We start from the raw sequence: 24,033 nt of genomic DNA, 5'->3' as shown, positions 1-24,033 counted from the left end.
AGGCGAGGTCAGCGCGCTACAGGATGCCCTTGGCGCTGCTGCCGAAGGCGGTGATCAGGCGGGTGATGACCCACTTCGGCGACAGGTTGACGTCGGGGAAGTCGCCGACCGGTTGGTAGCATGCGTAGAAGCGCGGGTCGCTGGCGCGCAGCGGCGGGCAGCCGGGCTTGAGGTCGAAGCTGGTGGCGTAGCGGAACGGCCACAGGTCGAAGAACGGCAGGCTCTCGGAGACCGTGCCGATGGCCTGGTTGATGTCGGTGAGCACCGGCACCACCGGACGGCGCGGCGCGATCACCCAGGCGTTCTGCGGCTCGGTGTCGCGCAGGATGGCCTGGCGCAGTTCGTCGGCGAAGGCGTGGTCGTAGACGATCACGCCGGACTCGGTGTTGTAGTGGTCCGAGCGCGGGTCGAAGTTGTGCGAGCCGACCATGCTGAAGTCGTCGTCGATCACGATCGACTTGGCGTGCAGGCCGGAGCGCCGGCCCTCGCTGCGCAGCGGCGCCGGGCGGTTGCTGCTGCCGCTGCCGCTGCCGAGCAGGTGGAAGCGCGTGCGCGAGGCCCTGGCGGGGGTGGCGGTGGCGGCCGGCACCTGCGCGGTGTCGGCGTCCAGGTTGGCCAGCTCATAGTCCACCGCGGGGCCAGGTGCGTGCGGCTTCAGCTCGTGGATTTCGAAGCCGAACTTCTTCAGGTAGCGCTTGCGGTGCTTGTACGACATCGCGTAGACGGCGAACGCGTCGGTGGAGGCCAGCGAGTTGGTCGACACGATCACCCGCGGCGGGTCGGCGCGCCGGTGCAGGCGGCGGAAGATGCCCTGGGCGCGCCGGCTCATCACCAGGTACGGCGTCTGCAGCAGTACCTCGTGGCAGGCCTGGCCGATCATCTGCATGATGTGGCGGGTGAACGCCGCGGTGCGCTTGCCGCCGGGATCGTCGGTTTTTGCCGGCAGGTCGCTGAAGTATTCGACGTTGCCGACCCGCAGCGACGGTTCCACCAGCCACGCCCGCAGCCAGGCCGGGTCCTCGGCGGCCTGCAGCAGCTGGGCGACCCGCTGGGGTTTTCGATAATGCGGTTGGGGCCAGCTCGGCGCGGCGCGGTCGGCGACGATGCGCTGGTTGACGTCGCGCAGGTGGGTCAGCGGCACCGCGCGCTTGTGCCGCCAGAACAGCTCGAAGCTGCTGGCCATCGCGGTGGCGGCGGGACCGCCGACCATCACGTCGCGGTCGACGTAGTTGAAGGTGTCGTCCCAGTTGAAGTAGCGGTCCTGGTAGTTGCGCCCGCCGGTGATGCCGATGGCGTCGTCCACCAGCAGCAGCTTGTTGTGCATGCGCTGGTTGAACTGCATGAAGCAGCACAGCACGCCGGCGGCGAAATCCAGCGGCGGCGTGCGCGCCTTGTGGAAGGTCGGGTTGTACAGCCGAACCTCGAGGTTGGCGCTGGCGCGAGCCAGCGCGTCGAGCAGGTCGGGGTCGTTGAAGGAGAACAGCTGGTCGGCCAGGATGCGCACCTGCACGCCGCGGCGCGCGGCGCGCACCAGTTCGTCCAGCACCAGCTGGCCGACGTCGTCCTGGCTCCAGATGTAGGTCTGCACGTCGATCGAGCGCCGTGCGGCGCGGATCAGGTTGATCCGCGCGGCCAGCGCCGGCTCGCTGTCGCCGAGCAGGGTGACCACGTGCACCGGGTGCCCGGCGGTGGATTCGGCCAGCGCCTGGTCGGCGGCCTGCAGCAGCGGCGAGGGCTGCGCGCAGTGATCGGCCTGGTGGCAGGTTTGCTGGCGGTCGACGGTGGCCGCCACCACCGCGTCGGCGCGGCGGATCTGTGCCTTGGACAGCGTGCAGCCCTGCAGCACGGTGGCCAGCAGGAGCAGCGGCAGGGCGAGGCGGCGAAGGTCGCGGAACATCGCCGCATGATAACGGTTGTGTGCCACCGTCCCGTGACGATGCGCGGCGCGTGGGGCGCCAGCGAAGGTGCGAGCAAGCCGTCATCCGTCATCCGGCATTCGCCGGGATGACGAGCAAAAAGGCTTGATCGAAGCAACCTAGGGCGACCAGAAGGCGTCCAGTCGCGCCTGGCCGGGCTCCAGCGGCCCATCGAGATGCAGTACCGCCAGCGCGCCGGGCGGCATGCCGCGGAATTCGTCGGAGCGGCCCTCCACCAGCAGGGCGACCAGCCGTTCGACGCCGGGGTTGTGGCCGACCAGCATCACGGTGTCGGCGTCGGTGTGCTGGTCGAGCAGCAGCAACAGCTCGCCCGGCGTGGCCTCGTGGATTTCCTCGGCGATCCGCGGCGCCGGCGCGGTGCCGAGCGCGGCCAGTGCCAGCCGGGTGGTCTCGCTGGTGCGTCGGGTCGGCGAACACAGCACCCGCTGCGGTTGCAGCCCGTGCGCGGCGAGCCACAGGCCGGCGGCCTGCGCCTCCTGTTCGCCGCGCGTGCTCAGTGCGCGTTCGCGGTCGTCGCCGCCGTCGGCTATGGGCACTGCTTCGGCATGGCGCAGCAGGATCAGTTCGTGCATGGGAGGCTCCGGCGAAAAGGGAAGAGGCGTGGGCCGCTGTCAGGACTGGCGCTTGATCCAGCGCAGCAGGGGTTTCCAGTCCTCCTGGTGGCTGCGCACCTGCTCGCTGTGGTAGTCGAAGATGCCCTTGCCCAGCGCCGCCAGCAGCACGTAGGCCTGGCTGTCGCGCAACTGCGCCACGATCGGGAACGGCGACTGCTCGGCGAGCTGGGTCAGCGCATCCTGGCTGGCGTGCGTCCACGGCTTGAGCCGGTTGGCCACCAGCCCCACCGGCAGCTTGCCGCGGTGGATGCGGTTGATCGCGCGCAGCTCCTCGGTGAAGGCCAGCGTGGCGTCGAGGTCGAACGAGGAGGGCAGCACCGGCACCAGCAGCACGTCGGCCTGGTCGAGATAGGGTTCCAGCTCGCGCTCGCGCGCGCCGGCGGGGGTGTCGATGAGCAGTTGCGCGGTGTCCGACGGCAGTTTCGCCAGCGAGCGGCGGCCGCCTTCGAGCGCCAGCACGCCGGGGACGTTCTCCGGCCGGCGCGCGGCCCAGCGGAAGCTGGACCCTTGCCGGTCGGCGTCGACGATGGTGCTGTGCTGCCCTGCCTGGGCCCAGTGCGACGCCAGTTGCGTCACCAGCGTGCTCTTGCCGCACCCGCCCTTGCTGCTCGCCACCAGCGTCGTAAGCATCGGATCGCCCCTGCCACGGAAGGTGGGTCCAGCCTAACGGGCGGGGCGGCAAAGGGGAACAGGCCAGGAGCCTGGAGCGAGGAGTGAGTGGAGAGGAGTGAGAAGTGAGAGAAAAGCGGAATGCACGGCGTGTTCCGCCTCTCACCTCTCACTCCTCATTTCTCACTCCTCGCTTTCCCCCGCCGCAGGCGGATCGAGCGCAATGCCCGCATCGCGCAGGGCGGCCGCCTGCAGGCTCATCTCGGTGCCGCCGTTGCGGGCCAGCGACAGCAGGTGGCGGGCGAGGGGGGTGTCGTCCTGCACTTTGGCCAGCAGCTGGTTGAAGCTGCGCACCTGCCAGATCAGGCGGCGGCGGGCGTCTTTGGCGGCCTGGGCCGCGGCCGGGTCGTCGGCCAGCACCTCGGCCAGGTGCAGGCCGAGTGAGCGGGCCAGGGGGCTGGAGCCCCACTGCAGCAGCTTGGCCAGATTGAGGCAGTCGGCCTTGATCGAGGCATCCTCGCCGGCGTTCTCGCACAACTTGGCCACCAGCTGCAGGCTCGGCTGCGGTTGGGCGCTGGCGAGGCCGAAGATCAGCACGGTCTGCATGCCGACCGCGCCGGCGGCGTGGTTCGGGTCCAGCGCGGCGGCGGGCGGCGGCAGCACGCCGACCGAATCGGCCAACGCCTGCAGACTGATCCCGGCGTAGTCGTCGTACAGCTTGGCGGCGGCGGCGCGACGCAGGTCTTCGCGGGCGTCGTCCTGTTTGTGGTCGCGCGCGTCGGCGCCCAGCTTGACCAGCCACACGGCGGCGTTGTCCGGCGCCTGCGTGAGCAAGGCATCCAGTGCGGCAGCGTTGGGGCAGTTGCCGGCCTTGGCCTCGCAATCGGCCAGCCGCGCCCAGTTCACCGCCGGGCCTGCGCCTTCGGCGGCGGCGGCGCGCTCGATCAGGGCGTGGAAGCTGTTGCCCGGCGGCTGGTTGAACAATGGCCGCGCCAGCAGCGCGGCACCGAGCAGCGGCATCGCATCGGCGCGCGGCGCCAGCACGCTGACCAGATCGCGCTGGAAGGCCAGCTGCGCCTGGTCGCGCGCCTGCGCCGCCCTGGACGTCGTCGCCGCGGGTTTCGCGGCGGGCGGCGCCTTGCCCGCCAGCACCGGCGCGGCGAACAGCAGCCACACGCAACTCACGGCAACGCAGCGCATTCCAGGCATCGTGAACTTCCCTCGGCGGCAAAGGCGCCAGCATAGCGAGTGCAGATTAAGCTCGCCTGATCGACGCGCCGCCCGCCGGTCGGCGGGGCGGCCAGGCTTGTTAGGATGCCTGTTCGGGCGCAGGACGACGCCACCCATCGCTCGGGAGAGTGTCGTGAATCATTTTTCGTTGTGGACCGATGGCGCCCCATGGTTTGTCGGCTGGGGCACGCTGGCCTTGATCAACGCGGCGCTGGCCCAGGGCAAGAACCGCAGCGGGCTGCTGTGGTTCCTGCTCTCGCTGCTGCTCGGCCCGCTCGCCACCTTGCTGCTGGTGCTGCTGCCGAAGGTGCGGTCGAAGATGTTTTAGTTGCAGGGAATAGGGAATGGGGAATAGGGAATGGAAGAGCAACGACGGGCGGCTCTTTACTATTCCCCATTCCCCATTCCCCATTCCCCATTCCCCATTCCCCATTCCCCATTCCCCATTCCCCATTCCCTATTCCCTATTCCCCATTCCCCATTCCCTATTCCCTATTCCCGGCTTTCAGTCCCCCAGCGCCTCGCGCATGAATTCCGGCTGGGCCAGGGCGGCCTTGTGGATTTCGGCGTTGTAGTAGCGGGTGGGAAATTTCTTGCTCAGCGCGCCGCGTTCGCGGAAGCCGGAGAGGTCGCCGCCCTTGCGCGCCATGGTGCAGCTCCACCAGCCGGTGGGGTAGCACGGTTGCGGGAACGGCAGCGTCTTCACCGCGGCGAAGCCGGTGGTGCGCATCGCCGAACGCATCGAGCGGATCAGGTCCAGGTGGGCCAGCGGCGATTCGCTCTGCTGCACCAGCAGGCCGCCGTGGCGCAGCGCCTTGTAGCAGCTGGCGTAGAACGCGGCGTTGAACAGGCCTTCCGCCGGGCCCACCGGGTCGGTCGAGTCGACGATCACCAGATCCACCGACTCCGGCTCGCACTCGGCCATGTACTTGATGCCGTCGATGAACAGCAGCTCGGCGCGCGGATCGGCGTTGGCCTCGCACAGCTCGGGGAAATACTGTTCGGCCAGGCGCGTCACGCGCTCGTCGATCTCCACCTGCACGGCGTGCTCGACTTCCTCGTGGCGCAGCACTTCGCGCAGCGTGCCGCAATCGCCGCCGCCGATGATCACCACGCGCTTGGCGCGCGCGTGGGTGAACAGCGCCGGGTGGGTCATCATCTCGTGGTAGAAGAAGTTGTCGCGGCTGGTCAGCATCACGCAGCCATCGATCACCATCAGGTTGCCCCAGTCGGTGGTCTTGTGGATCTCGATGGACTGGAATGGGGTCTTCTCCGCGTGCAGCAGTTGCTCGGTGCGAAAGCCGATGGACGAACCGGACGCCTGGTGCCCCTCGGTGAACCAGTGGGCTTCGGTGAGGGGGGCGGGCTGCGACATGGGGATGTTTCCGCGAAGCGTGGGCAAAGAAGGCCAATTGTAGCGGCAACCGCCGCTGACGTCCCGGCCGCCAGCGCCGTGCAGCGCGCCGCGCGGCCATTACAATGGTGGCCCGGGCAGTCGTCGCGAAGGCGTGACGAAGGCCGGGCAAGCCCATCCGGCCCCGCGGCGTGCGAGGCTTCCGGCCGGCCGGCTTTCCGCTCCATCGAGCAACCTCGTCAAGGCTCGCCGCTGCGACATCCCCTGCTACGTTTCCCGAGGGAGGCCCCATGTCGAAGCCCTGGACCATTGCCACTGCCCGCCACACCTATGCCGTGCCCTACTGGAGCGACGGCTACGCCGACATCGATGCCGCCGGCAACCTGCTGATGCACCCGCGCGGCGCCGAGGGCCCGGCGCTGGCGCTGCCGGCGATCGTCGACCGCGCCTGCGCCGAGGGCCTGCGATTGCCGCTGCTGGTGCGTTTCCCGGACATCCTCGCCGACCGTCTCGCGCAGCTGCAGGGCGCCTTCGCCCGCGCCATCGCCGAGCACGACTACGCCGGAGGCTACACCGCGATCTATCCGATCAAGGTCAACCAGCAGCGCAGCGTGGCGGGCGAGCTGGTCGCCGCCGGCACCCAGGGCTTCGGCCTGGAAGCGGGCTCCAAGCCCGAGCTGATGGCGGTGCTGGCGATGGCGCGGCCCGGTTCCATCGTGATCTGCAACGGCTACAAGGACCGCGAGTACATCCGCCTGGCGCTGATCGGCAAGAAGCTCGGCCTGCGCGTGCACATCGTGATCGAGAAGCTGTCCGAACTCGACCACGTGTTCAGCGAGGCGAAGGCGCTGGGCGTGGAGCCGCTGCTCGGCGTGCGCGTGCGACTGGCCTCGATCGGCGCCGGCAAGTGGCAGAACACCGGCGGCGACAAGGGCAAGTTCGGACTGTCGCCGCAGCAGGTGCTGCGGCTGGTCGAGCGGCTCGATGCGGCCGGCCTCAAGCACACGCTGAAGCTGCAGCACTTCCACATGGGCTCGCAGATCTCCAACGTGCGCGACATCGCCAACGGCATGCGCGAGGCCACCCGCTACTTCGTCGAACTCTCGCGCATGGGCGTGCCGCTGGAGATCGTCGACGTCGGCGGCGGTCTGGGCGTGGATTACGAAGGCACGCGCTCGCGCAGCCACAACTCGATCAACTATTCGCTGGAGCAGTACGCGAGCACCATCGTGCAGTCGCTGGCCGAGGCGGTTGCCGTCGAGGGCCTGATCGCGCCGCAAGTGCTCACCGAAGCGGGCCGCGCGATGACCGCGCACCACGCGGTGATGGTGGTCAACGTGACCGAGGTGGAGCAGGTGCCGGCCGGCAGCCTGCCGTCGCCGGGCGAGCACGAGCCGGCGGTGCTGCGCCATCTGCGCGAGGTCCACGCGGCGCTGGACGAGCGCCCGCCGCTGGAGCTGTTCCACGAAGCCCAGCACCACCTGGCCGAAGGGCAGTCGCTGTACGCGCTGGGCCAGCTGTCGCTGGCCGACCGCGCGCGACTGGACGAGATGTTCTACGCCATCGCCAACGCGGTGCGCACGCGCCTGCTGCCCGCGGAGCGGGCGCACCGGCAGGTGCTGGACGAGCTGGACGAGAAACTGGTCGACAAGTACTTCACCAACTTCTCCGTGTTCGAATCGGTCCCCGACGTCTGGGCGATCGACCAGGTGTTCCCGATCGTGCCGATCGCCCGCCTCGACGAGGAGCCGACCCGCCGCGGGGTGATCGTCGACCTGACCTGCGATTCGGACGGGCGCATCGATCACTACGTGGAAGCCGATGGTGTCGACGTCAGCCTGCCGCTGCACGCGCTGAAGGACGGCGAGAGCTATCGGCTGGGCATCTTCATGGTCGGCGCCTACCAGGAGACCCTGGGCGACATCCACAACCTGTTCGGCGATACCGACGCGGTCAACGTGCGCGTCGAGGGCGACGGCTACGTGTTCGCCAACAAGCGTCGCGGCGACACCACCGACCTGATGCTCGACTACGTCGGCTACGACCTGGAGGCCTTGCGCGCCAGCTACCGCGCGCGCATTGCCGACGCGGGCGTCGCCGGCGACGAGGCGGCGCGCCTGTACGATGCGCTTGACGCCGGCCTCACCGCCTACACCTACCTCGCCGAAGACACCCACTGATCGCAGGAGCCCGCTCGCGGGCGATGCTCTCGCAAATTCCGAATACCGGCGCCGAGAGCACCGCCCGCAAGCGGACTCCAGCATGACCCGTTCCATCCAGTTCCAGTCGCACAGGAGCAACGCATGAGCAGTCTCAACGGCAAGGTCGCCCTGATCACGGGCGCGGCCAGCGGCCTCGGCAAGGCGATCGCCGAGCTGTACGCGAAGAACGGCGCCAGCGTGGCGATCGCCGACATCAACCAGCAGGCTGCCGATGCGGTGGCGGCGGAGATCAACGCCGCCGGCGGCAAGGCGCTCGGCGTGGCGATGGACGTCACCAGCGAGGAGGCGGTCAACGCCGGCACGGACAAGGTGGTGGCGGCATTTGGCCATCTGGACATCCTGATCTCCAATGCCGGCGTGCAGATCATCAATCCGATCGACCAGTTCGCCTTCGCCGACTGGAAGAAGATGCTGGCGATCCATCTCGACGGCGGCTTCCTCACCACCAAGGCCGCGCTCAAGCACATGTACCAGGGCGACCGCGGCGGCATCGTGATCTACATGGGCTCGGTGCACTCGCATGAAGCCTCGAAGCTGAAGGCGCCCTACGTCACCGCCAAGCACGGCCTGCTCGGGCTGGCCCGCACGCTGGCGAAAGAGGGTGCGCCGCACAACGTGCGCTCGCACGTGATCTGCCCGGGCTTCGTGCGTACGCCGCTGGTAGAGAAGCAGATCCCCGAGCAAGCCAGGGAGCTCGGCATCACGGAAGACGAGGTGATCAGGAACGTGATGCTGAAGGACACCGTCGACGCGACCTTCACCACGGTGGAGGACATCGCGCAGACCGCGCTGTACCTGGCCACCTTCCCCTCCGCCGCACTGACCGGCCAGTCGATCGTGGTCAGCCACGGCTGGTTCATGCAGTGACCACGCCGTCGCTGGCGGAAACGGTAGCCCGCGACTACCGCACCGTCGCGCTGGTGTTGCAGGGCGGCGGCGCGCTCGGCGCCTACCAGGCCGGCGTGTTCGAGGCGCTGGACGAGGCCGGCCTGCAGCCGAACCGGCTGGCCGGCATCTCGATCGGCGCGTTGAACGCGGCGGTCATCGCCGGCAACGCGCCCGAGCGGCGGGTGGAACGGCTGCGCGAATTCTGGGAGGCGATCTGCCGCTCGCCGCTGTGGCCGGACGTGCCGGCGCTGCCGTGGTTCGATGCGGTGGCGTGGCCGACGGCATGGCTCAACGGCATGAGCGGCCTGGCCGCCTGGCGCGCGATGACCGAGGGCCAGGCCGGCTTCTTCCACCCGCGCCAGCCGCCGCCGTTCCTGGGCGGGCACGCCACGCCGGGCAGCGTGAGCTGGTACGACACGAAGCCGCTGCGCGCCACGCTGGAGCGGCTGGTCGATTTCGACCGCCTCAACGATGCGCGCACGATGCGCGTGGCGGTCGGCGCGGTGAACGTGCGCAGCGGCAACTTCGCCTATTTCGACAATCGCCGCGAGCGCCTGCGGCCCGAGCACTTCATGGCCTCCGGCGCGTTGCCGCCGGGCTTTCCCGCGGTGGAGATCGACGGCGAGTTCTACTGGGACGGCGGCATGGTCTCCAACACGCCGCTTTACGAGGTGCTCAGCGAACGCCCCGGTTGCGACACGCTGGTGTTCCAGGTCGACCTGTGGAGCGCCCGCGGCACGCTGCCGCGCGATCTTGCCGACGTGGCCGAGCGCAGCAAGGAGATCCAGTACTCCAGCCGCACCCGGCTGGTCACCGAGTTCATGCGCCGCATGCAGGAGCAGCGCCGCCTGCTGCACGACGTGATGGCGCTGGTGCCGTCCGAGCGGCGCGGCGACCCGGCGTACCGCCATGCCGAGGCACGCGCGGCGGAGGCGTTGACCAACGTGATCCACCTGATCTACCAGGACCGGCCCCACGAAGGCCACTTCAAGGACTACGAATTCAGCGCCACCAGCATGCGCAGCCATTGGCAGGGCGGCCTGGACGACATGCGCCACACCCTGGCGCACCCGCAGTGGCTTGCCGCCCCCGACCCCGGACATCCGTTCGTGACGCACGACGTGCATCGCGCGAACGCCAATTGACTGCACCCTGGCCCGTGACGAGCAGGCGCGACCTGCGTCGGCTCGGTGTCGGGGCGCCAGAACCACCAGGCCGCATCCACGATCTTTCGGCGAAGCCACGAAGCGGAGCTGGATCGTCTTCGGTTGATCGGTCGGGCAACCGTCGTACGATCGCCCGACCAGTTCACGTCGGCGGAATCGCTGCGGTACTGTCAGCGGCAGGAATCACGGCTGGTTGGTATTTCGCGTATTTCCGCAGCAGCGCCTGGAAGCGCGGTTCGTGGCGGATCGGATCGTCGCCTTGCACCGCGGCCAATGCACGCGGAATATCGCCCGTGCTCAACAATATCGCGTTGGAATAGTAGGCCTTGGCGTTGCGGTTGTCCGGGTCCAGCGCCAGCGCGCGCTGGAAGGCGCCCTCGGCCTCGGGATAGGCGCTCGCCGCCTGGTACGTCGTGCCCAACTCGTAGGCCAGTGCGGAATTGCGTGGGTCGAGAGCCTGCGCTTGTCTGAACGAGGCAATCGCGTCGTCCACTCGTCCCTCGCGGCGTTCTACGTAACCTTGCGCCGCGAGGGTCTCGGCATCGTTGGGTTTGAGCTTGAGCGCGGTCGAAAACGCTTGCAACGCGGCGGCGTAATCGCCGCGGCCGTAGTATTCGCTGTAGCCGATGGCGAGGTGCGCGGTGGCCAGATCGGGTTGCAATTGCAGTGCTTGTTCCGCATCCGCGCGCGCCTGTTGGACAAGCTGCTTCACGTTCCCGCCGCCGCCGCCGAACCATGCAAGCTCACTTTCGGTATAAGACAGCCGCGCGTAGGCCAATGCAAAGTTGACATCGTGCTGAATGGCTTGCTGATACAACGGTATCGCAGCCTTGTAGCTAGCCGTGTCGTAATTGATGAGACCTTTGTTAGCCTGATACTCGGCGCGCAGGAACAGGTCGTAGGCGGCTTTGTTGGTGGTCGGCGCCTCAGCCAGTTGCGCGCTCTGCGCGGGCGACAGCTTGGCGTTGAGGGCTGTCGCGATCTTGCCCGCCACCTCGCCCTCGACGCCGAATACGTTGTCCAGCGTGCGGGTGTAGCTTTCGGCCCAGATATGGCTTTCGGTCCTGGCGTTGATCAACTGCACGTTGACCAGCACCTGGTTGCCCTGCTTCTGCACGCTGCCTTCAAGGATCGTCGCGACGCGGAGTTGCTCGCCGACCGTCTTGAGGTTTTCTGGATGGCTACCGTACTGCAGGGTCGAGGTGCGCGAGATCACCTTCAAGTCGCCGATGTCGGCCAGCTTGGTCAGGATCAAGTCCTGCATGCCGGCCACGAAGTACTCGTTGTCCTTGTCGGCCGAGAGATTCTCGAACGGCAGTACCGCGATGGACTTGCCGGGGACGCTCGCCGCGGATGCCGGAGATGACGACCCGGTCGAGGAGGCCGTCCCGCTGCGCGCGTCCGTCGCCTGCGCGGATGTCTGGGCCACAACGGCGGCCGGCGCCTGACGCAGCGCCAACAGGCGCCAGCCCAGCAGGCCCACCGCCAGCACCAGCGTGCCGATGATCACCGCGTTGAGCTTGCGCCCGATCTGGCGGCTGTCGTGCGCGGCCCGTGCCTCGGGCGAATCAGCCGGCGCGGTGCGGCGGATGCCTTCGGGTGTCAGCTCGTACACCCAGGCGAAGATGACCGCGATCGGGAAACCGATCGCGATCAGGATCACCACCAGGCGCACCGTCCAATCGGGGATGTTGAAGAACGGGAATACCTGCGTGGCCACCTGCACCAGCAGCCATGCGACGACGGCATAGGCGATTGCCACGCGCCACACGTGGCGACGCTTCAGCTCTTCGAAAAAGCCGCCGCCATCGGCCAACTTGTACTCCCCGTCCCACCGGCCGCCGGCCGGTCTCCACCCTGGGGAGTGTAGCCAATCGGCGCGTAGCGCGTGTCGGAAGCCGGCATGCCGATGCGACTCGGCCCGGCGGGCCGGTTCGCCTAGGCGTCGCGCGCCACCTGCAGCCCGGCTGCCGACTGGCTGACCGGCATCAGCTCGATGCGGTTGATGTTGAGGTGCGGCGGCAGGTTGGCGATCCACCAGATGGTGTCGGCGATGTCGGTCGCGGTGATCGGGTGGGCGCCGGCGTAGAGCTGGTCGGAGGCGGCCTGGTCGCCGCCGGTGCGCACCAGGGTGAATTCGGTCTCGGCCATGCCCGGTTCGATCGAGGTCACGCGCACGCCGCTGCCGTGCAGGTCGGTGCGCAGGTTCTGCGAGAACTGGGTGACGAAGGCCTTGCTGGCGCCGTACACGTTGCCGCCGCGGTAGGCGTAGCTGCCGGAGATCGAGCTGATGTTGACGATGGCGCCGCGGCGTTCGATCAGCTGCGGCAGCAGCAGGTGCGTGATCGTGGCCAGCGCGGTGACGTTGGTGTCGATCATCTGCTTCCATTGCGCCAGCTCGGCTTGCTGCGCGGGCGCGGTGCCCAGCGCCAGGCCGGCGTTGTTGACCAGCAGGTCGATGCCGGCGAACGACGGCGGCAGGGCGGCGTGGGCGGCGCGCATGGCCGCTTCGTCGCGCATGTCGAAGGCGGCCGCATGCACGCGCTCGGCGCCGTGGCGGTCCACCAGCTGCCGCAATCGTTCGGCCCGGCGGCCGCTGGCGATCACCCGCCAACCGCCGGCGACGAAGCGCTCGACGGTGGCGGCACCGAAACCGGCGGTGGCACCGGTGATCCAGGCGATCTTGCCGTTCATACGATTACTTGCCTTCTTTCAGGGCGATCGCCGGGATGCCGGCGGCGGCGAGTTTCTGCTTGGTCGATTCCAGCTCGGTGGCCGAGCGGAACGGCCCCAGCCGTACGCGGTGGTAGGTCTGCCCGCCGACATTCACCGTCTGCACGTTGGCGACGAAACCCTGCAGGGCCAGCTTGGCCTTTTGTGCCTCGGCGGTGGCGGGGTCGGGGAACGCGCCCACCTGCAGCAGGTAGCCGTTGCCGCCGCTGGCCGGTTCCACCGCTTCGGCCGGCGCGGCGGTGACGTTCTGCACGGCCACGCCGGGTGTGCTGGCGGGCGTCGTCGCCGGTGCCGGCGTGGCGGCCTGCTGCTGCTCGGCCTTGGCCTGCGCGCTGATCTCGGCGTCGGGGATGCGCACTTCCTTCTCCGACAGCACCGAGTAGAAGTCGTACTGCGGTTTCTTCGGCGTGCTTTCGCCGGGGGCCGGTTCCAGCACGCCCGGCTCGCTGCCGCGCTGGGCGGTGGCCTGCGGGTTGGCCTGCGGTCCGGTCGGCGTGCGCAGGTTGGTGAACAGGCTGCCGCGCATCACGATCGCCATCAGGATCGCGCCGGCGAGGACGCCGATCACCGCGTAACCCCAGCCCGGGAATCCGCTGCGGCCGTTGCGTACGGCCTGCCGGCCCCTGCCCTTGCGTGCTGCCATTACATCTTCTCCGGGGCGCTGAGGCCCAGCAAATCCAGTCCGTTCTTCAGTACCTGGCGCGTGGCGACCACCAGCGCCAGCCGCGCGTTGCGCAGGCTCGCATCCTCGACCAGGAACTGGTGCGAGTTGTAGTAGGTGTGGAACGCGTTGGCCAGTTCGCGCAGCCAGCCGGCGATCAGGTGCGGCTCCAGGTTGGCCGTCGCCGCTTCGACCTGTTCGGGATATTTCGACAGCTCGGTAAGCAGGATCTGCTCGTGCTCGTTGTCCAGCCGGTCCAGGTGCGCAAGGCCGTCGGCGAGGTCGAAGGCAAAGCCTTTCTCCGGCGCCTGGCGCAGCACGCTGCAGACGCGGGCATGCGCGTACTGGATGTAGTAGACCGGGTTGTCGTTGGACTGCGAGCGGGCCAGGTCGACGTCGAACACCAGCTGCGAATCGCTCTTGCGCGCGATCAGGAAGTAGCGCGTGGCGTCCTTGCCGACTTCGTCGATCAGGTCGCGCAAGGTGACGTAGCTGCCGGCGCGCTTGGAGATCTTCACCTCCTCGCCGCCCTTCATCACGGTGACCATCTGGTGCAGCACGTATTCCGGCCAGCCCTTGGGGATGCCGCAATCGAGCGCCTGCAGGCCGGCCTTCACCCGCGCCAGCGAACCGTGGTGGTCCGAGCCCAGCTCGGTGATCGCGCGCTGGTAGCCGCGCTGCCACTTGCTCAGGTGGTAGGCCACGTCGGGCAGGAAGTAGGTGTAGGTGCCGTCGGACTTGCGCATCACGCGGTCCTTGTCGTCACCGAACGCGGTGGTGCGCAGCCACAGCGCGCCGCCTTCCTCGTAGGTGTGACCGTGGGCGATCAGCTCGCGCACGGTTTCCTCGACCTTGCCGTCGCTGTACAGCGAGGACTCCAGGAAATAGGTGTCGAAGCCGACGCCGAATGCCTGCAGGTCCAGGTCCTGCTCGCGGCGCAGGCTGGCCACGGCGAAGCGGCGGATCGCGTCGAGGTCGTCGACGTCGCCGGCCGCGACGACCGTCTCGCCGTCGGCCACCACCGATTCGCGATCGAGGTAGGCGCGCGCCACGTCGGCGATGTAGTCGCCGCGGTAGCCGTTGTCGGGCCAGCTGCTGTCTTCGGGCGTGATGCCGCGCGCGCGCGCCTGCACCGACACGGCCAGGTTGGCGATCTGCACGCCGGCATCGTTGTAGTAGTACTCGCGCTTGACGTTCCAGCCGCTGGCATCGAGCAGGCGGCTCAGGCAGTCGCCGATCGCCGCGGCGCGGCCGTGGCCCACGTGCAGCGGGCCGGTCGGGTTGGCCGAGACGAATTCCACGCCGACGGTCCTGCCGCCGCCGCTGGCATTGCGGCCGTAGGCGTTGCCCTCGGCCATGATCCGGCGCACTTCGGCGTGATAGGCGCCGGCGGCGAGGAAGAAGTTGATGAAGCCGGGGCCGGCGATCTCGACTTTTTCCACCAGCGGGTTGGCCGGCAGTGCGGCGACCAGTTTTTCGGCCAGCTCGCGTGGCTTGGCGCGCGCCGCCCCTTCGACAGGGCTCAGGACATGCTTGGCCAGCAGCATCGCCGCGTTGCAGGCGAAATCGCCATGCTCGCGGCTGCGCGCGCGCTCGATCACGAAGTCGGGGATGGCCAGCTCGGCCGGCAGGGTCGTGTCGTGCTGCAGGGCGTGGATGGCCTGCAACACCAGGTTGCGCAGCTGTGCTTTCACGGGTGGGATCGGTTTCGTGATGGAACCGGCAATTCTAACAGACCGGCGCGCGCACGCCGGCGGCGAAGGCCGTGCCGGACGCGGGGTAGTCTCGTGTTGCACCGCGTCGAGGCGTCCTGTGGATAACTCTGTGGGGAAATTCGCCGGCGGGGATCGCGCCGAGGCAGCGGCTGGCTGGTCTTTGTCAAGTCGCAAGAAATTATCAAGCAAAATCATCATGTTGAAGCAGCAACTTTGCGCAAGACTGGCGATTGCGACGGCAACCGGTTGTCGTTGCATTTTGTGCATAAGTTTCGACCACTTGGCGGCCGCTTCTGTGCGCACGAACAGGTTGGCGCACGGTGTGCCGCAGCGCGGCAGAGCCGGCTTGTCGGGCGAAGGTGGGGAGATGCGCGCCGCAGCGGCGGCCCGGTACGGCCGCGTTCAGAGCAGGCCGCGGGCGGCCATCGACACCGGCTCGCCGTGGCCGATCACCAGGTGGTCGAGCACGCGCACGCCGACCAGGTGCAGGGCATCACGCAGTTCGTGGGTGATCGCGCGGTCGGCGGCACTGGGTTCGGCCACGCCGGAGGGGTGGTTGTGGGCGAAGATCACCGCGCAGGCGTTGTGATGCAGACAGGCGCGCACCACTTCGCGCGGGTGCACGCTGGCGCCGTCGACGGTGCCGCGGAACAGCTCCTCGAAGGCCAGCACGCGATGGCGGTTGTCCAGGTACAGGCAGCCGAACACTTCGTAGGGCAGGTGGCGCAGGCGGGCCCGCAGGTAGTCGCCGCTGTCGCGCGGGTTGCCCAGGCTGGGCCGCTCCTGCAACTGCTCGGCCAGGCTGCGCCGGGCCAGTTCCAGCGCCGCGGCGATCCGCGCGCGCTTGGCCGGACCCAGCCCGCCGGCGCGGATCTGCTGCTCCGGCCGGCCCAGCAAGGCAGCCACGCCGCCCGCGTTGGCGAGTAGTTCGCGGCCCAGCGCGATGGCGTCCTTGCCGCGGCTGCCGCTGCCCAGCAGCACGGCCAGCAGCTCCGCGTCGGACAGCGCGGCGCTCCCGCGGGCCAGCAGTTTTTCGCGGGGTCGTTCGCCTTCGGGCCAGTCGCGGATGCTCATGCGTGCCAGCTTGGCGAAGGGGGTCGCCGGCAGGCAGCAGTGGCGCGGATTGAATCCGGTAAGCTAAGCGTCTGCCCGACTGTCAGGCCCGCCTTACATGAGCCTCGCCCAACGCCGCATCCTGCTGGGAGTGACCGGCGGCATCGCCGCCTACAAGAGTTGCGAACTGGTCCGCCGCCTGCGCGAGCAGGGCGCCGAGGTGCGCGTGGTGATGACCGCAGGGGCCGAGCATTTCGTCGGCGCGGCCACGTTCCAGGCGCTCTCCGGCCAGCCGGTGCGCAGCAGCCTGTGGGATGCGCACGCCGAGGCGGCGATGGGTCACATCGAGCTGGCGCGCTGGGCCGAGCGCATCCTGGTGGCGCCGGCCAGCGCCGACACCATCGCCCGGCTCGCCCATGGCCATGCCGATGACCTGCTCAGCACGCTCTGCCTGGCCAGCGCCGCACCGCTGTACCTGGCGCCGGCGATGAACCAGCAGATGTGGGCGCACCCGGCGGTGCAGGCGAACCTGGTGCTGCTGCGCCAGCGTGGCGTGCAGGTGCTGGGGCCGGCGGCCGGCGAGCAGGCCTGCGGCGACATGGGCTCCGGCCGCATGCTGGAGCCGCACGAATTGCGCGACGCGCTGGCCGCCTCGTTCGGCAACGGCGCGCTGGCCGGGTTGCAGGTGGTGGTCAGCGCCGGTCCGACCTACGAGGACATCGACCCGGTGCGCTTCATCGGCAACCGCAGCTCCGGCCGGATGGGTTTCGCGGTGGCCGCGGCCGCGGCGGAGGCGGGCGCCACGGTGAGCCTGGTGGCCGGCCCGGTGAGCCTGGCCACGCCCGTCGGGGTGGCGCGGCGCATCGACGTGCGCAGCGCCGCGCAGATGCAGGCCGCCGTGCTCGAGGCCAGTCGCGCGGCGGACATCTACATCGGCGCGTCGGCGGTGGGCGATTATCGGCCGGCCAGCGTCTCGGCGCTGAAGCTGAAAAAGAGCGCGGGCGCGCCGCTCTCGCTGCAGCTGGAAGAGAACCCCGACATCCTGGCCAGCCTGGCCGCGCAGAACGGGCACCCGTTCCTGGTCGGATTCGCCGCGGAGACGCATGATGTGGCCAGTTACGCGCGCGGCAAATTGCGCAGCAAGGGGCTGGACATGATCGCGGCGAACCAGGTGGGCGACGGACTCGGTTTCGAGGTCGCCGAGAACGCATTGACGCTGTACTGGGCCGATGGCGAGCTGGCCTTGCCGCGCGCCGCCAAGAGCGAACTGGCGCGCCAGCTCATCGCGCAAGTGGCCGAACGCTACCGGGCGACGCGCGGATGACGCTCGACGTCGAATTGAAGATCCTCGACCCGCGCCTGGGCGACAGCATTCCGCTGCCGCATGCCGCCACCCCCGGCAGCGCCGGCATGGACCTGCGTGCGGCACTGGAGCAGCCGCTGACCCTGGCACCCGGCGCAAGTGCGCTGGTGCCCAGCGGCATCGCCATCCACATCGGCGATCCGCAATGGTGCGCCTTGATCGTTCCGCGCTCCGGGTTGGGCCACAAGCACGGCCTGGTGATGGGCAACCTGGTCGGCGTGATCGACGCCGACTACCAGGGCCCGCTGATGATTTCGTGCTGGAACCGCGGCGACGCCCCGTACACCATCGCGGTCGGCGACCGCATCGCGCAGTTGCTGCTGGTGCCGGTGGCGCAGGCGCGGCTGCAGATCGTCAATGAATTCACGCCCAGCGAACGCGGCGCCGGAGGCTTCGGCTCCACCGGTATCCGATAGCATGGGCACGGAAACTCGGCGCGACCCGGAGCGGTCGCGCCACCGCGCAGTTTCAGCCGTGGGGGCAGAGCATGGCACCAAAAATCGCGAAGCGGCGGCTGGCCCGGCCTGAGGTCGACTGGTCGGCCGTGCTGCCGCTGGCCGGCGGCACCTTGCTGCTGCTGCTGGGCCTGTTCTGTGCCTGGCAGACCTGGCTGATCGCCGACGAGCATCATGCCGACGAACGGGTCCATGCCGCTCAGGCGCAGGCGGTCAAGGCGGTTGCCGACGAGGTCGCACGCCAGCGCGGTGCGGTGCAGAAGGCGCTGGCGCTGGTCGACCCGGCGACGGTGCTGAACGACCCGGCGCAGTCGATCGCCACCTTGCGCCTGCGCCTGCCGCAGGCGCAGCAGCTGGACATCTACAGCGGCGACCTCAAGGAAGTGCTGCGCGCCAACTACCGCGAGTTCGGCTATGCCAAGGCGGCGCAGCTGATGGCCGCGCAGACGGCGGAGGGCGCGCCGCCGGTGCAGAGCGTCTACTACGGCAACGGCGACCGCCGGCTGAGCATGGTCGTGCCGCTGGGTGCGCCTGATCAGACCCAGGCGTGGGTGTGGGTGGAACTGCCGTTTGCCGGGGTCCAGCGGGCTTTCGACGCGATCCCGCCGGCCGGCGGCCGGCTCGATCTGCGCCAGGGAGACGAGCCGGGCAGCGTGCAGTTGTTCTCCAACGGCAGTGCCTCGGCGCAGACCGGCGACAACAGCGTGGCCGTGCCCGGCACCGCGTTCCGCGTGGGCGCCGGGCTGCCCGATGCGTTCATCGTGCTGCCGCACTCGTGGTGGTTGAGCGCGCTGCTGAGCCTGTTGGGGCTGGGCGGAGCCGGCTATCTGCTGTGGCTGCGCGGGCGTCGCCAGGCTTCGTCGGCGCCGCCGGCCGAAGAGGAGCCGCTGGTGGCCGAGGTCGCGCTGCCGCGCCCGCGCGCGCGCGCGCCGTCGACTCCCGCTCCGGCCACTGCGCGTCCCGCGGCCGCGCCGGCCGAACCCGCCACGGTGCCGGTGGACCCGAGCATCTTCCGCGCCTACGACGTGCGCGGCGTGGTCGGCAAGACACTGGACCGCAACGTGGCCAGGCTGCTGGGCCGGGCGATCGGCGCGGTGATGGTCGAGCGCGGCCTGCGCGAGATCGTGGTCGGCCGCGATGGCCGGGTTTCCGGTTCCGAACTGGCCGGCGCGCTGGCCGACGGCCTGCGCGAGGCCGACGTCGACGTGATCGACCTGGGCGCGGTGCCCACGCCGGTGGTGTATTTCGCCGCGTACCGGTTCAACACCGGCTGCGGCGTGGCGGTGACCGGCAGCCACAATCCGCCGGACTACAACGGCTTCAAGATCGTGATCGGCGGCGAGACGCTGGCCGAGGGCGCGATCCAGAACCTGTACCAGCGCATCGCCGGCGGCGCGTTGAGCCAGGATGGTCATGGCGGCCTGCGCCAGGTCGACGTGGCCCCGGACTACATCGAGAAAATCGTCTCCGACGTGCTCGCCGAGCGCCCGCTGAAGGTGGTGGTCGATTGCGGCAACGGCATTCCCGGCGCGATCGCGCCGCAGGTGCTCGAAGGCGTCGGCTGCGAGGTGGTCCCGCTGTACTGCGATGTCGACGGCAGCTTCCCGAACCACCATCCCGATCCGTCCGATCCGGCCAACCTGCAGGACCTGATCCACGCCGTGCGCCAGACCGGAGCGGACCTCGGCCTCGCCTTCGACGGCGACGGCGATCGCCTGGGCGTGGTCTCCCGCGCCGGCGAGATCATCTATCCGGATCGCCTGCTGATGCTGTTCGCGCGCGACGTGCTGTCGCGCCAGCCCGGCGGCACGGTGATCTACGACGTCAAGTGCACCAGCCACCTGAAGGCGCAGATCCTGGACGCCGGCGGCAGTCCGTTGATGTGGCGCACCGGGCATTCGCTGATCAAGGCCAAGATGCGCGAGACCGGCGCCGAGCTGGCCGGCGAGATGAGCGGGCACTTCTTCTTCAAGGAGCGCTGGTACGGTTTCGACGACGGCATCTATGCCGCCGCTCGCCTGCTGGAGATCCTCGCCGGCGACCTGCACGGGCGCAGCCCGGAGGAAATCTTCGCCACCCTGCCCAAGAGCGTCTCCACTCCCGAGCTGAAGGTGCCGCTGGCCGAAGGCGAGCATTACCGTTTCATGGACCGGCTGCGCGAGCGCGCCAGCTTCGAGGACGCCTCGGTGATCGGTATCGACGGTCTGCGCGTGGACTGGCCGGACGGCTGGGGACTGGTGCGCGCGTCCAACACCACGCCGGTGCTGGTGCTGCGTTTCGAGGCCGACACCGAGGCGGCGCTCAAGCGCATCCAGCAGGTGTTCCGCCGGCAGATGCTGGCGGTCGATCCTGCCCTGAAACTGCCGTTCTGAGGATGGCGGGCCGGGACGCGGACCGCGTCGGCCCGAGCCAGGCTACTGCGAAGCCTTGTCCTGCTCGGCTTTCAGCTCGCGGTAGCGGGCCAGCTGCTTGACCTGCTCCTGCACCGTCTGCGTGCGCAGGGTCTGCTGGCGCTGCAAGGTGGCGCGCAGGCCGGTGACGACGTTGCGCTGCGCGGCGACGCTGTCGGTGAGGAATTTCGGCACCGGCTTCTTGGCGTTCTCGATTTCCGCGGCGCGGGCCAGCAGGTCGGTCAGCGCCTTCTCCTGGCTGCGCAGGTTGATCCGGGTGGTGCGGATCTGCTGGTCGACCGTGTCCAGCGTCTGCTGCAGCGAGATCTTGTACGACTCCTCGTCCGGGTAGGCGTTGAGCATCTGCGCCTCGGCGGTGGCCACTTCCTGCGCCGCACGCTGTCTGGCCGCCTCGGCCTCGGCCAGCTTGGCCGCCGCGGCGCGCTCCTCGGGGTTGAGCTGGCGCGACACGTGGCGCACCACCATGCCGCGATCGTTGACCAGGTCGTAGCCGTACTTCATCGCGTCGGCGGTGAGGCTGTCGCTGTAATGCACCAGGCCCTGGTTGTCATACCACTTGTAGCGCACGCTGCCAGCGTTCTGGGCGAACGCGGCAAGGCTCGCGCCCATCGCTACGGCAGCCAGAATGAGCAGTGATTTGCGCATGGGTTCTCCTGTTGGCCCGAGTATAGCTGGCTCCGCCATGCTGGCCGGTTGCCCGCGGCGCTGCTGTGATGGGGTTGGCCGGAGTCTATTGGCCGGTGCATGAACCGGTGGCGCATGCCGCGCCGGTCAGCGGGGTACGCCGTACCGGGCGCGGTAGTCCAGCAATCGCGCGTGTTCGGCAGCCAGTTGCGGCTGCGCGCCGGCATACTCCAGCACGTCGTCCAGGCAGGTGATGGCGATGACCGGGATGCCGTGCTCGGCGGCGACTTCCTGCGCGGCGGAGCGTTCGCCCTGGCCGCGCTCCTGGCGATCCAGCGCGATCAGCACGCCGGCCGGCATGGCGCCGTGGGCGCGGATCAGCGCCAGCGACTCGCGCACGGCGGTGCCGGCGGTCATCACGTCGTCGACGATCAGCACGCGCCCGGCCAGCGGCGCGCCGACCAGGCTGCCGCCCTCGCCGTGATCCTTGGCCTCCTTGCGGTTGTAGGCCCATGGCAGGTCGCGCCCGTGCTGTTCGGCCAGCGCGATGGCGGTGGCCGCGGCCAGCGCGATGCCCTTGTAGGCCGGGCCGAACAGCATGTCGACCTCGATCCCCGCCTCGACCAGGGCGGCGGCGTACGCGCGGCCGAGTCGCGCCAGCGCGGCGCCTGAATCGATCCGGCCCATGTTGAAGAAGTACGGGCTCTGCCGGCCGGACTTCAGCGTGAACTCGCCGAAGCGCAGCACCTGCCGGCGCAGGGTGAGTTCGATGAAGTCGCGTTGGTAGTCGTGCACGGTCGGTCTCGCTGGCATGGCGGCGGTGCGCGCATGGTACACGCGCCGGTGCCGCCGGCCGGGGTTGTTATGATCGCCCGATCTGTCGACCGGGAGTACGCATGCGCATCATCAGCCTCAACGCCAACGGCATCCGCTCGGCCGGCAGCAAGGGCGTATTCGAGTGGCTGCGCGCGCAGAACGCGGACGTGGTCTGCCTGCAGGAGACCAAGGCCCAGGAAGACCAGCTCACGGACGCGATGTTCCGCCCCGACGGCCATCACTGCTTCTACCGCGACGCCACCAGCAAGAAGGGCTACAGCGGCGTGGCGATCTACGCCCGGCGCGAGCCCGACCAGGTGCTGACCGAACTCGGCTGGGACGAATTCGACAACGAGGGCCGCTACATCGAGGCCCGCTTCGGCAACCTCAGCGTGGTCTCGTTGTACTTTCCGTCCGGTTCGTCCGGCGACGAGCGCCAGCAGTTCAAGTTCAAGGCGATGGAATGGATCACGCCGATCTTCGACGCGTGGCTGAAAAGCGGCCGCGACTACGTGATCTGTGGCGACTGGAACATCGTGCACACGAAGAACGACATCAAGAACTGGAGCTCCAACCAGAAGAACTCCGGCTGCCTGCCGGAGGAACGCGCGTGGCTGGACCTGCTGTTCCACCAGCGCGGCTGGGTCGACAGCTTCCGCGCACTCAAGCCCGACGCGGTCGAATACACCTGGTGGTCGAACCGGGGCCAGGCGCGGGCGAACAACGTGGGGTGGCGGATCGACTACCAGGTGGTTACCCCTTCGCTGCGCGATCGCCTGCGTGCGTGCTCGATCTACCGCGACCAGCGTTTTTCCGACCACGCGCCGTACACGGTCGACTATGTCGACTGAAGCAACGGCGCGACGGCCGGCGAAGCCATCGGTGTGGCATGCGTTCACTCAGCCGGCGGCGTGGACGATGTGCCTGTTCGGCTTCTCCTCCGGCCTGCCGTTCCTGCTGGTGGCCGGCACGCTGGCGTACTGGCTGAAGGAGAACGGCATCGAGCTGGCCGACATCACGATGATCGCCAGCGCGGGCATGACCTACGCATTCAAGTTCCTCTGGGCACCGCTGCTCGACCACGGGCACATCCCGGGCTTCGCGCGCCTGGGCCAGCGGCGAGGCTGGCTGCTGTTCGCCCAGTTGGGCGTGGTGGCCGGGCTGCTCGCGATGGCGGCGCTGACGCCGCAGCATCTGGCGGCGTTCGTGGCGGCCACGCTGGCGGTGGCGTTCTTCGGCGCCACGCAGGACATCGCCGTCGATGCGTATCGCATCGAGATCGCGCCGGTCGAGGACCAGGGCGCGCTGGTGGCGACCTATTCGCTGGGCTATCGCATCGGGCTGCTGGTGGCCGGCGCGGTGGCCCTGATCCTGGCCGACCACATCGCCTGGCGCGTGGTCTACCTGATGATGGCGCTGGCGATGCTGCTGCCGATCGTCACCACGCTGGTGGCGCGCGAGCCGGCGGTGCTGCGCGTGCGTGCCGCGCGCTGGCGCGACGCGATGCGCGAGAGCGTGATCGATCCGTTCGCCGACTTCTTCCGGCGCTACGGCTGGGCGCTGGCCGGCGTGACCTTGCTGTTCCTGCTGCTGTTCAAGATGCCCGAACAGGCCACCATCGGCGGCATCATGAGCCCGTTCTACCGCGACATGGGCTTCTCCAAGACCGAGATCGGCACGATCACCAAGATCTACGGCATCTGGATCGGCATCGTCGGCGTGTTCGTCGGCGGCGCCATGGTGGCGCGCTGGGGCGCGTGGCGGCCGCTGGGCGTCACCATCGTGCTGTGCGGCTGCAGCAACCTCATGTACCTGCTGCTGATCGCGCACCCGGGCAATCTGGCCATGCTGACCCTGGTGATCTCGGTGGAGAACCTCACCCTGGGCATGCTGGGGCCGCCGACGGTGGCGTTCCTGTCCTCGCTGGTCAACCAGCAGCACACCGCGACGCAGTACGCCTTGCTGAGTTCGCTGGTCAACCTGCCGGGCAAGCTGCTCGGCTTCTTTGCCGGCGGTATCGCCATGACGGCGGGCTACGGCGCCTACTTCGTGCTCACCGTGCTGGCGGTGATCCCGGCGATGCTGCTGTTCGCCGGATTGTGGCGACGTTTTCGCGGATTCGAGCGCGCGCGGGCGGTGACCTGAAAGATTGTGGCCGTTCCATGCGAGCGGGTGCGGATCT

At 69.0% G+C, this 24,033-nt stretch carries 21 protein-coding genes; 9 read left to right on the top strand and 12 right to left on the bottom strand.

Going from position 1 to position 24,033, the window contains the following annotated elements:
• Positions 1 to 16 precede the first annotated feature (16 nt).
• From ACVCMB_RS11715 to ACVCMB_RS11700, 4 genes are all read right to left on the bottom strand, one after another.
• On the bottom strand, positions 17 to 1,897 hold the full coding sequence (locus ACVCMB_RS11715; RefSeq protein WP_447107001.1) for a phospholipase D-like domain-containing protein: 1,881 nt from the start codon (positions 1,895 to 1,897) through the stop codon (positions 17 to 19).
• A gap of 138 nt (positions 1,898 to 2,035) precedes the next feature.
• Positions 2,036 to 2,509, bottom strand: a complete 474-nt coding sequence (locus ACVCMB_RS11710) for a SixA phosphatase family protein (RefSeq protein WP_395120671.1) — start codon at positions 2,507 to 2,509, stop codon at positions 2,036 to 2,038.
• Between the two features lie 39 nt (positions 2,510 to 2,548).
• Positions 2,549 to 3,181, bottom strand: coding sequence for a nucleotide-binding protein (locus tag ACVCMB_RS11705; RefSeq protein WP_447107000.1), 633 nt, complete (start codon positions 3,179 to 3,181; stop codon positions 2,549 to 2,551).
• A 162-nt stretch (positions 3,182 to 3,343) separates the two neighbouring features.
• Positions 3,344 to 4,369, bottom strand: coding sequence for a hypothetical protein (locus ACVCMB_RS11700; RefSeq protein WP_447106999.1), 1,026 nt, complete (start codon positions 4,367 to 4,369; stop codon positions 3,344 to 3,346).
• 154 nt (positions 4,370 to 4,523) lie between these two features.
• Between ACVCMB_RS11700 and ACVCMB_RS11695 the strand changes: the two genes are divergently transcribed.
• Entirely contained in the window at positions 4,524 to 4,718 is a 195-nt protein-coding gene (locus ACVCMB_RS11695; protein WP_395120667.1) for an antitermination protein NusB, read from the top strand.
• Between the two features lie 177 nt (positions 4,719 to 4,895).
• Here ACVCMB_RS11695 and speE read toward each other — a convergent pair whose 3' ends face one another.
• Positions 4,896 to 5,765: a polyamine aminopropyltransferase gene (gene speE, locus ACVCMB_RS11690; RefSeq protein ID WP_447106998.1), complete on the bottom strand. Its 870-nt coding sequence runs from the start codon at positions 5,763 to 5,765 to the stop codon at positions 4,896 to 4,898.
• Positions 5,766 to 6,034: 269 nt separating this feature from the next.
• On the opposite strand from speE, the gene speA reads away from it, so the two are divergent.
• The 3 genes from speA (at position 6,035) to ACVCMB_RS11675 (ending at position 9,999) form a co-directional block, all read left to right on the top strand.
• The gene (speA, locus tag ACVCMB_RS11685) at positions 6,035 to 7,924 is read left to right on the top strand and encodes an arginine decarboxylase (protein WP_447106997.1); all 1,890 of its coding nucleotides are present in this window, start codon (positions 6,035 to 6,037) and stop codon (positions 7,922 to 7,924) included.
• Positions 7,925 to 8,047: 123 nt separating this feature from the next.
• On the top strand, positions 8,048 to 8,833 hold the full coding sequence (locus ACVCMB_RS11680) for a 3-hydroxybutyrate dehydrogenase (RefSeq protein ID WP_395120664.1): 786 nt from the start codon (positions 8,048 to 8,050) through the stop codon (positions 8,831 to 8,833).
• Positions 8,830 to 9,999 (top strand): DUF3734 domain-containing protein, encoded by a 1,170-nt coding sequence (locus ACVCMB_RS11675; RefSeq protein ID WP_447106996.1) that lies wholly within the window; start codon positions 8,830 to 8,832, stop codon positions 9,997 to 9,999. Before ACVCMB_RS11680 ends, ACVCMB_RS11675 begins: the two co-directional genes overlap by 4 nt.
• 163 nt (positions 10,000 to 10,162) lie before the next feature.
• Here the strand turns inward: ACVCMB_RS11675 and ACVCMB_RS11670 are convergent, their stop codons facing one another.
• The 5 genes from ACVCMB_RS11670 to radC all read right to left on the bottom strand — a co-directional run bounded on the left by ACVCMB_RS11670 (position 10,163) and on the right by radC (position 16,203).
• Complete coding sequence (locus ACVCMB_RS11670) at positions 10,163 to 11,836, bottom strand: tetratricopeptide repeat protein (RefSeq protein ID WP_447106995.1); 1,674 nt, start codon at positions 11,834 to 11,836, stop codon at positions 10,163 to 10,165.
• Between the two features lie 122 nt (positions 11,837 to 11,958).
• Positions 11,959 to 12,714, bottom strand: a complete 756-nt coding sequence (locus ACVCMB_RS11665) for an SDR family NAD(P)-dependent oxidoreductase (RefSeq protein WP_395120661.1) — start codon at positions 12,712 to 12,714, stop codon at positions 11,959 to 11,961.
• Between the two features lie 4 nt (positions 12,715 to 12,718).
• The gene (locus ACVCMB_RS11660; protein ID WP_447106994.1) at positions 12,719 to 13,396 is read right to left on the bottom strand and encodes an SPOR domain-containing protein; all 678 of its coding nucleotides are present in this window, start codon (positions 13,394 to 13,396) and stop codon (positions 12,719 to 12,721) included.
• Positions 13,396 to 15,108 carry an arginine--tRNA ligase gene (gene argS / locus ACVCMB_RS11655; protein ID WP_447106993.1) on the bottom strand — a complete coding sequence of 571 codons (1,713 nt, stop codon included), beginning with the start codon at positions 15,106 to 15,108 and terminating at the stop codon, positions 13,396 to 13,398. Before argS ends, ACVCMB_RS11660 begins: the two co-directional genes overlap by 1 nt.
• A 423-nt stretch (positions 15,109 to 15,531) precedes the next feature.
• Entirely contained in the window at positions 15,532 to 16,203 is a 672-nt protein-coding gene (gene radC, locus ACVCMB_RS11650; RefSeq protein ID WP_395120658.1) for a RadC family protein, read from the bottom strand.
• Positions 16,204 to 16,300: 97 nt separating this feature from the next.
• On the opposite strand from radC, the gene coaBC reads away from it, so the two are divergent.
• From coaBC to ACVCMB_RS11635, 3 genes are all read left to right on the top strand, one after another.
• The gene (gene coaBC / locus ACVCMB_RS11645; protein WP_447106992.1) at positions 16,301 to 17,506 is read left to right on the top strand and encodes a bifunctional phosphopantothenoylcysteine decarboxylase/phosphopantothenate--cysteine ligase CoaBC; all 1,206 of its coding nucleotides are present in this window, start codon (positions 16,301 to 16,303) and stop codon (positions 17,504 to 17,506) included.
• Positions 17,503 to 17,961, top strand: coding sequence for a dUTP diphosphatase (gene dut / locus ACVCMB_RS11640; RefSeq protein WP_447097768.1), 459 nt, complete (start codon positions 17,503 to 17,505; stop codon positions 17,959 to 17,961). The genes coaBC and dut overlap by 4 nt, the downstream gene beginning before the upstream one ends.
• 71 nt (positions 17,962 to 18,032) lie before the next feature.
• Entirely contained in the window at positions 18,033 to 20,372 is a 2,340-nt protein-coding gene (locus tag ACVCMB_RS11635; RefSeq protein ID WP_447106991.1) for a phosphomannomutase/phosphoglucomutase, read from the top strand.
• Positions 20,373 to 20,414: 42 nt separating this feature from the next.
• Here ACVCMB_RS11635 and ACVCMB_RS11630 read toward each other — a convergent pair whose 3' ends face one another.
• Together ACVCMB_RS11630 and pyrE are read right to left on the bottom strand one after the other, a co-directional pair.
• Positions 20,415 to 21,056, bottom strand: coding sequence for a DUF4124 domain-containing protein (locus ACVCMB_RS11630; RefSeq protein WP_447097770.1), 642 nt, complete (start codon positions 21,054 to 21,056; stop codon positions 20,415 to 20,417).
• A gap of 126 nt (positions 21,057 to 21,182) precedes the next feature.
• Positions 21,183 to 21,830 carry an orotate phosphoribosyltransferase gene (gene pyrE, locus ACVCMB_RS11625; protein WP_447106990.1) on the bottom strand — a complete coding sequence of 216 codons (648 nt, stop codon included), beginning with the start codon at positions 21,828 to 21,830 and terminating at the stop codon, positions 21,183 to 21,185.
• A gap of 101 nt (positions 21,831 to 21,931) precedes the next feature.
• On the opposite strand from pyrE, the gene ACVCMB_RS11620 reads away from it, so the two are divergent.
• Together ACVCMB_RS11620 and ACVCMB_RS11615 are read left to right on the top strand one after the other, a co-directional pair.
• Positions 21,932 to 22,702, top strand: coding sequence for an exodeoxyribonuclease III (locus ACVCMB_RS11620; protein ID WP_395120652.1), 771 nt, complete (start codon positions 21,932 to 21,934; stop codon positions 22,700 to 22,702).
• Positions 22,692 to 23,996, top strand: coding sequence for an AmpG family muropeptide MFS transporter (locus ACVCMB_RS11615; protein WP_395120651.1), 1,305 nt, complete (start codon positions 22,692 to 22,694; stop codon positions 23,994 to 23,996). The genes ACVCMB_RS11620 and ACVCMB_RS11615 overlap by 11 nt, the downstream gene beginning before the upstream one ends.
• The last annotated feature ends 37 nt before the right edge of the window (positions 23,997 to 24,033 follow it).

This window comes from Rhodanobacter sp. UC4443_H10 (genome assembly GCF_052978325.1).
Note: the sequence above shows the minus strand (reverse complement) of the source record. Positions and strands in the feature narration are given on the sequence as shown.

Coding starts and splice junctions, on each gene's coding strand:
- ACVCMB_RS11615 (WP_395120651.1), top strand. CDS start 22,692: ATGTCGACTGAAGCAACGGCGCGACGGCCGGCGAAGCCATCGGTGTGG.
- ACVCMB_RS11635 (WP_447106991.1), top strand. CDS start 18,033: ATGGCACCAAAAATCGCGAAGCGGCGGCTGGCCCGGCCTGAGGTCGAC.
- ACVCMB_RS11705 (WP_447107000.1), bottom strand. CDS start 3,181: ATGCTTACGACGCTGGTGGCGAGCAGCAAGGGCGGGTGCGGCAAGAGC.
- coaBC (WP_447106992.1), top strand. CDS start 16,301: ATGAGCCTCGCCCAACGCCGCATCCTGCTGGGAGTGACCGGCGGCATC.
- ACVCMB_RS11710 (WP_395120671.1), bottom strand. CDS start 2,509: ATGCACGAACTGATCCTGCTGCGCCATGCCGAAGCAGTGCCCATAGCC.
- ACVCMB_RS11700 (WP_447106999.1), bottom strand. CDS start 4,369: ATGCCTGGAATGCGCTGCGTTGCCGTGAGTTGCGTGTGGCTGCTGTTC.
- ACVCMB_RS11620 (WP_395120652.1), top strand. CDS start 21,932: ATGCGCATCATCAGCCTCAACGCCAACGGCATCCGCTCGGCCGGCAGC.
- radC (WP_395120658.1), bottom strand. CDS start 16,203: ATGAGCATCCGCGACTGGCCCGAAGGCGAACGACCCCGCGAAAAACTG.
- ACVCMB_RS11680 (WP_395120664.1), top strand. CDS start 8,048: ATGAGCAGTCTCAACGGCAAGGTCGCCCTGATCACGGGCGCGGCCAGC.
- speE (WP_447106998.1), bottom strand. CDS start 5,765: ATGTCGCAGCCCGCCCCCCTCACCGAAGCCCACTGGTTCACCGAGGGG.
- ACVCMB_RS11630 (WP_447097770.1), bottom strand. CDS start 21,056: ATGCGCAAATCACTGCTCATTCTGGCTGCCGTAGCGATGGGCGCGAGC.
- dut (WP_447097768.1), top strand. CDS start 17,503: ATGACGCTCGACGTCGAATTGAAGATCCTCGACCCGCGCCTGGGCGAC.
- speA (WP_447106997.1), top strand. CDS start 6,035: ATGTCGAAGCCCTGGACCATTGCCACTGCCCGCCACACCTATGCCGTG.
- ACVCMB_RS11660 (WP_447106994.1), bottom strand. CDS start 13,396: ATGGCAGCACGCAAGGGCAGGGGCCGGCAGGCCGTACGCAACGGCCGC.
- ACVCMB_RS11665 (WP_395120661.1), bottom strand. CDS start 12,714: ATGAACGGCAAGATCGCCTGGATCACCGGTGCCACCGCCGGTTTCGGT.
- ACVCMB_RS11715 (WP_447107001.1), bottom strand. CDS start 1,897: ATGTTCCGCGACCTTCGCCGCCTCGCCCTGCCGCTGCTCCTGCTGGCC.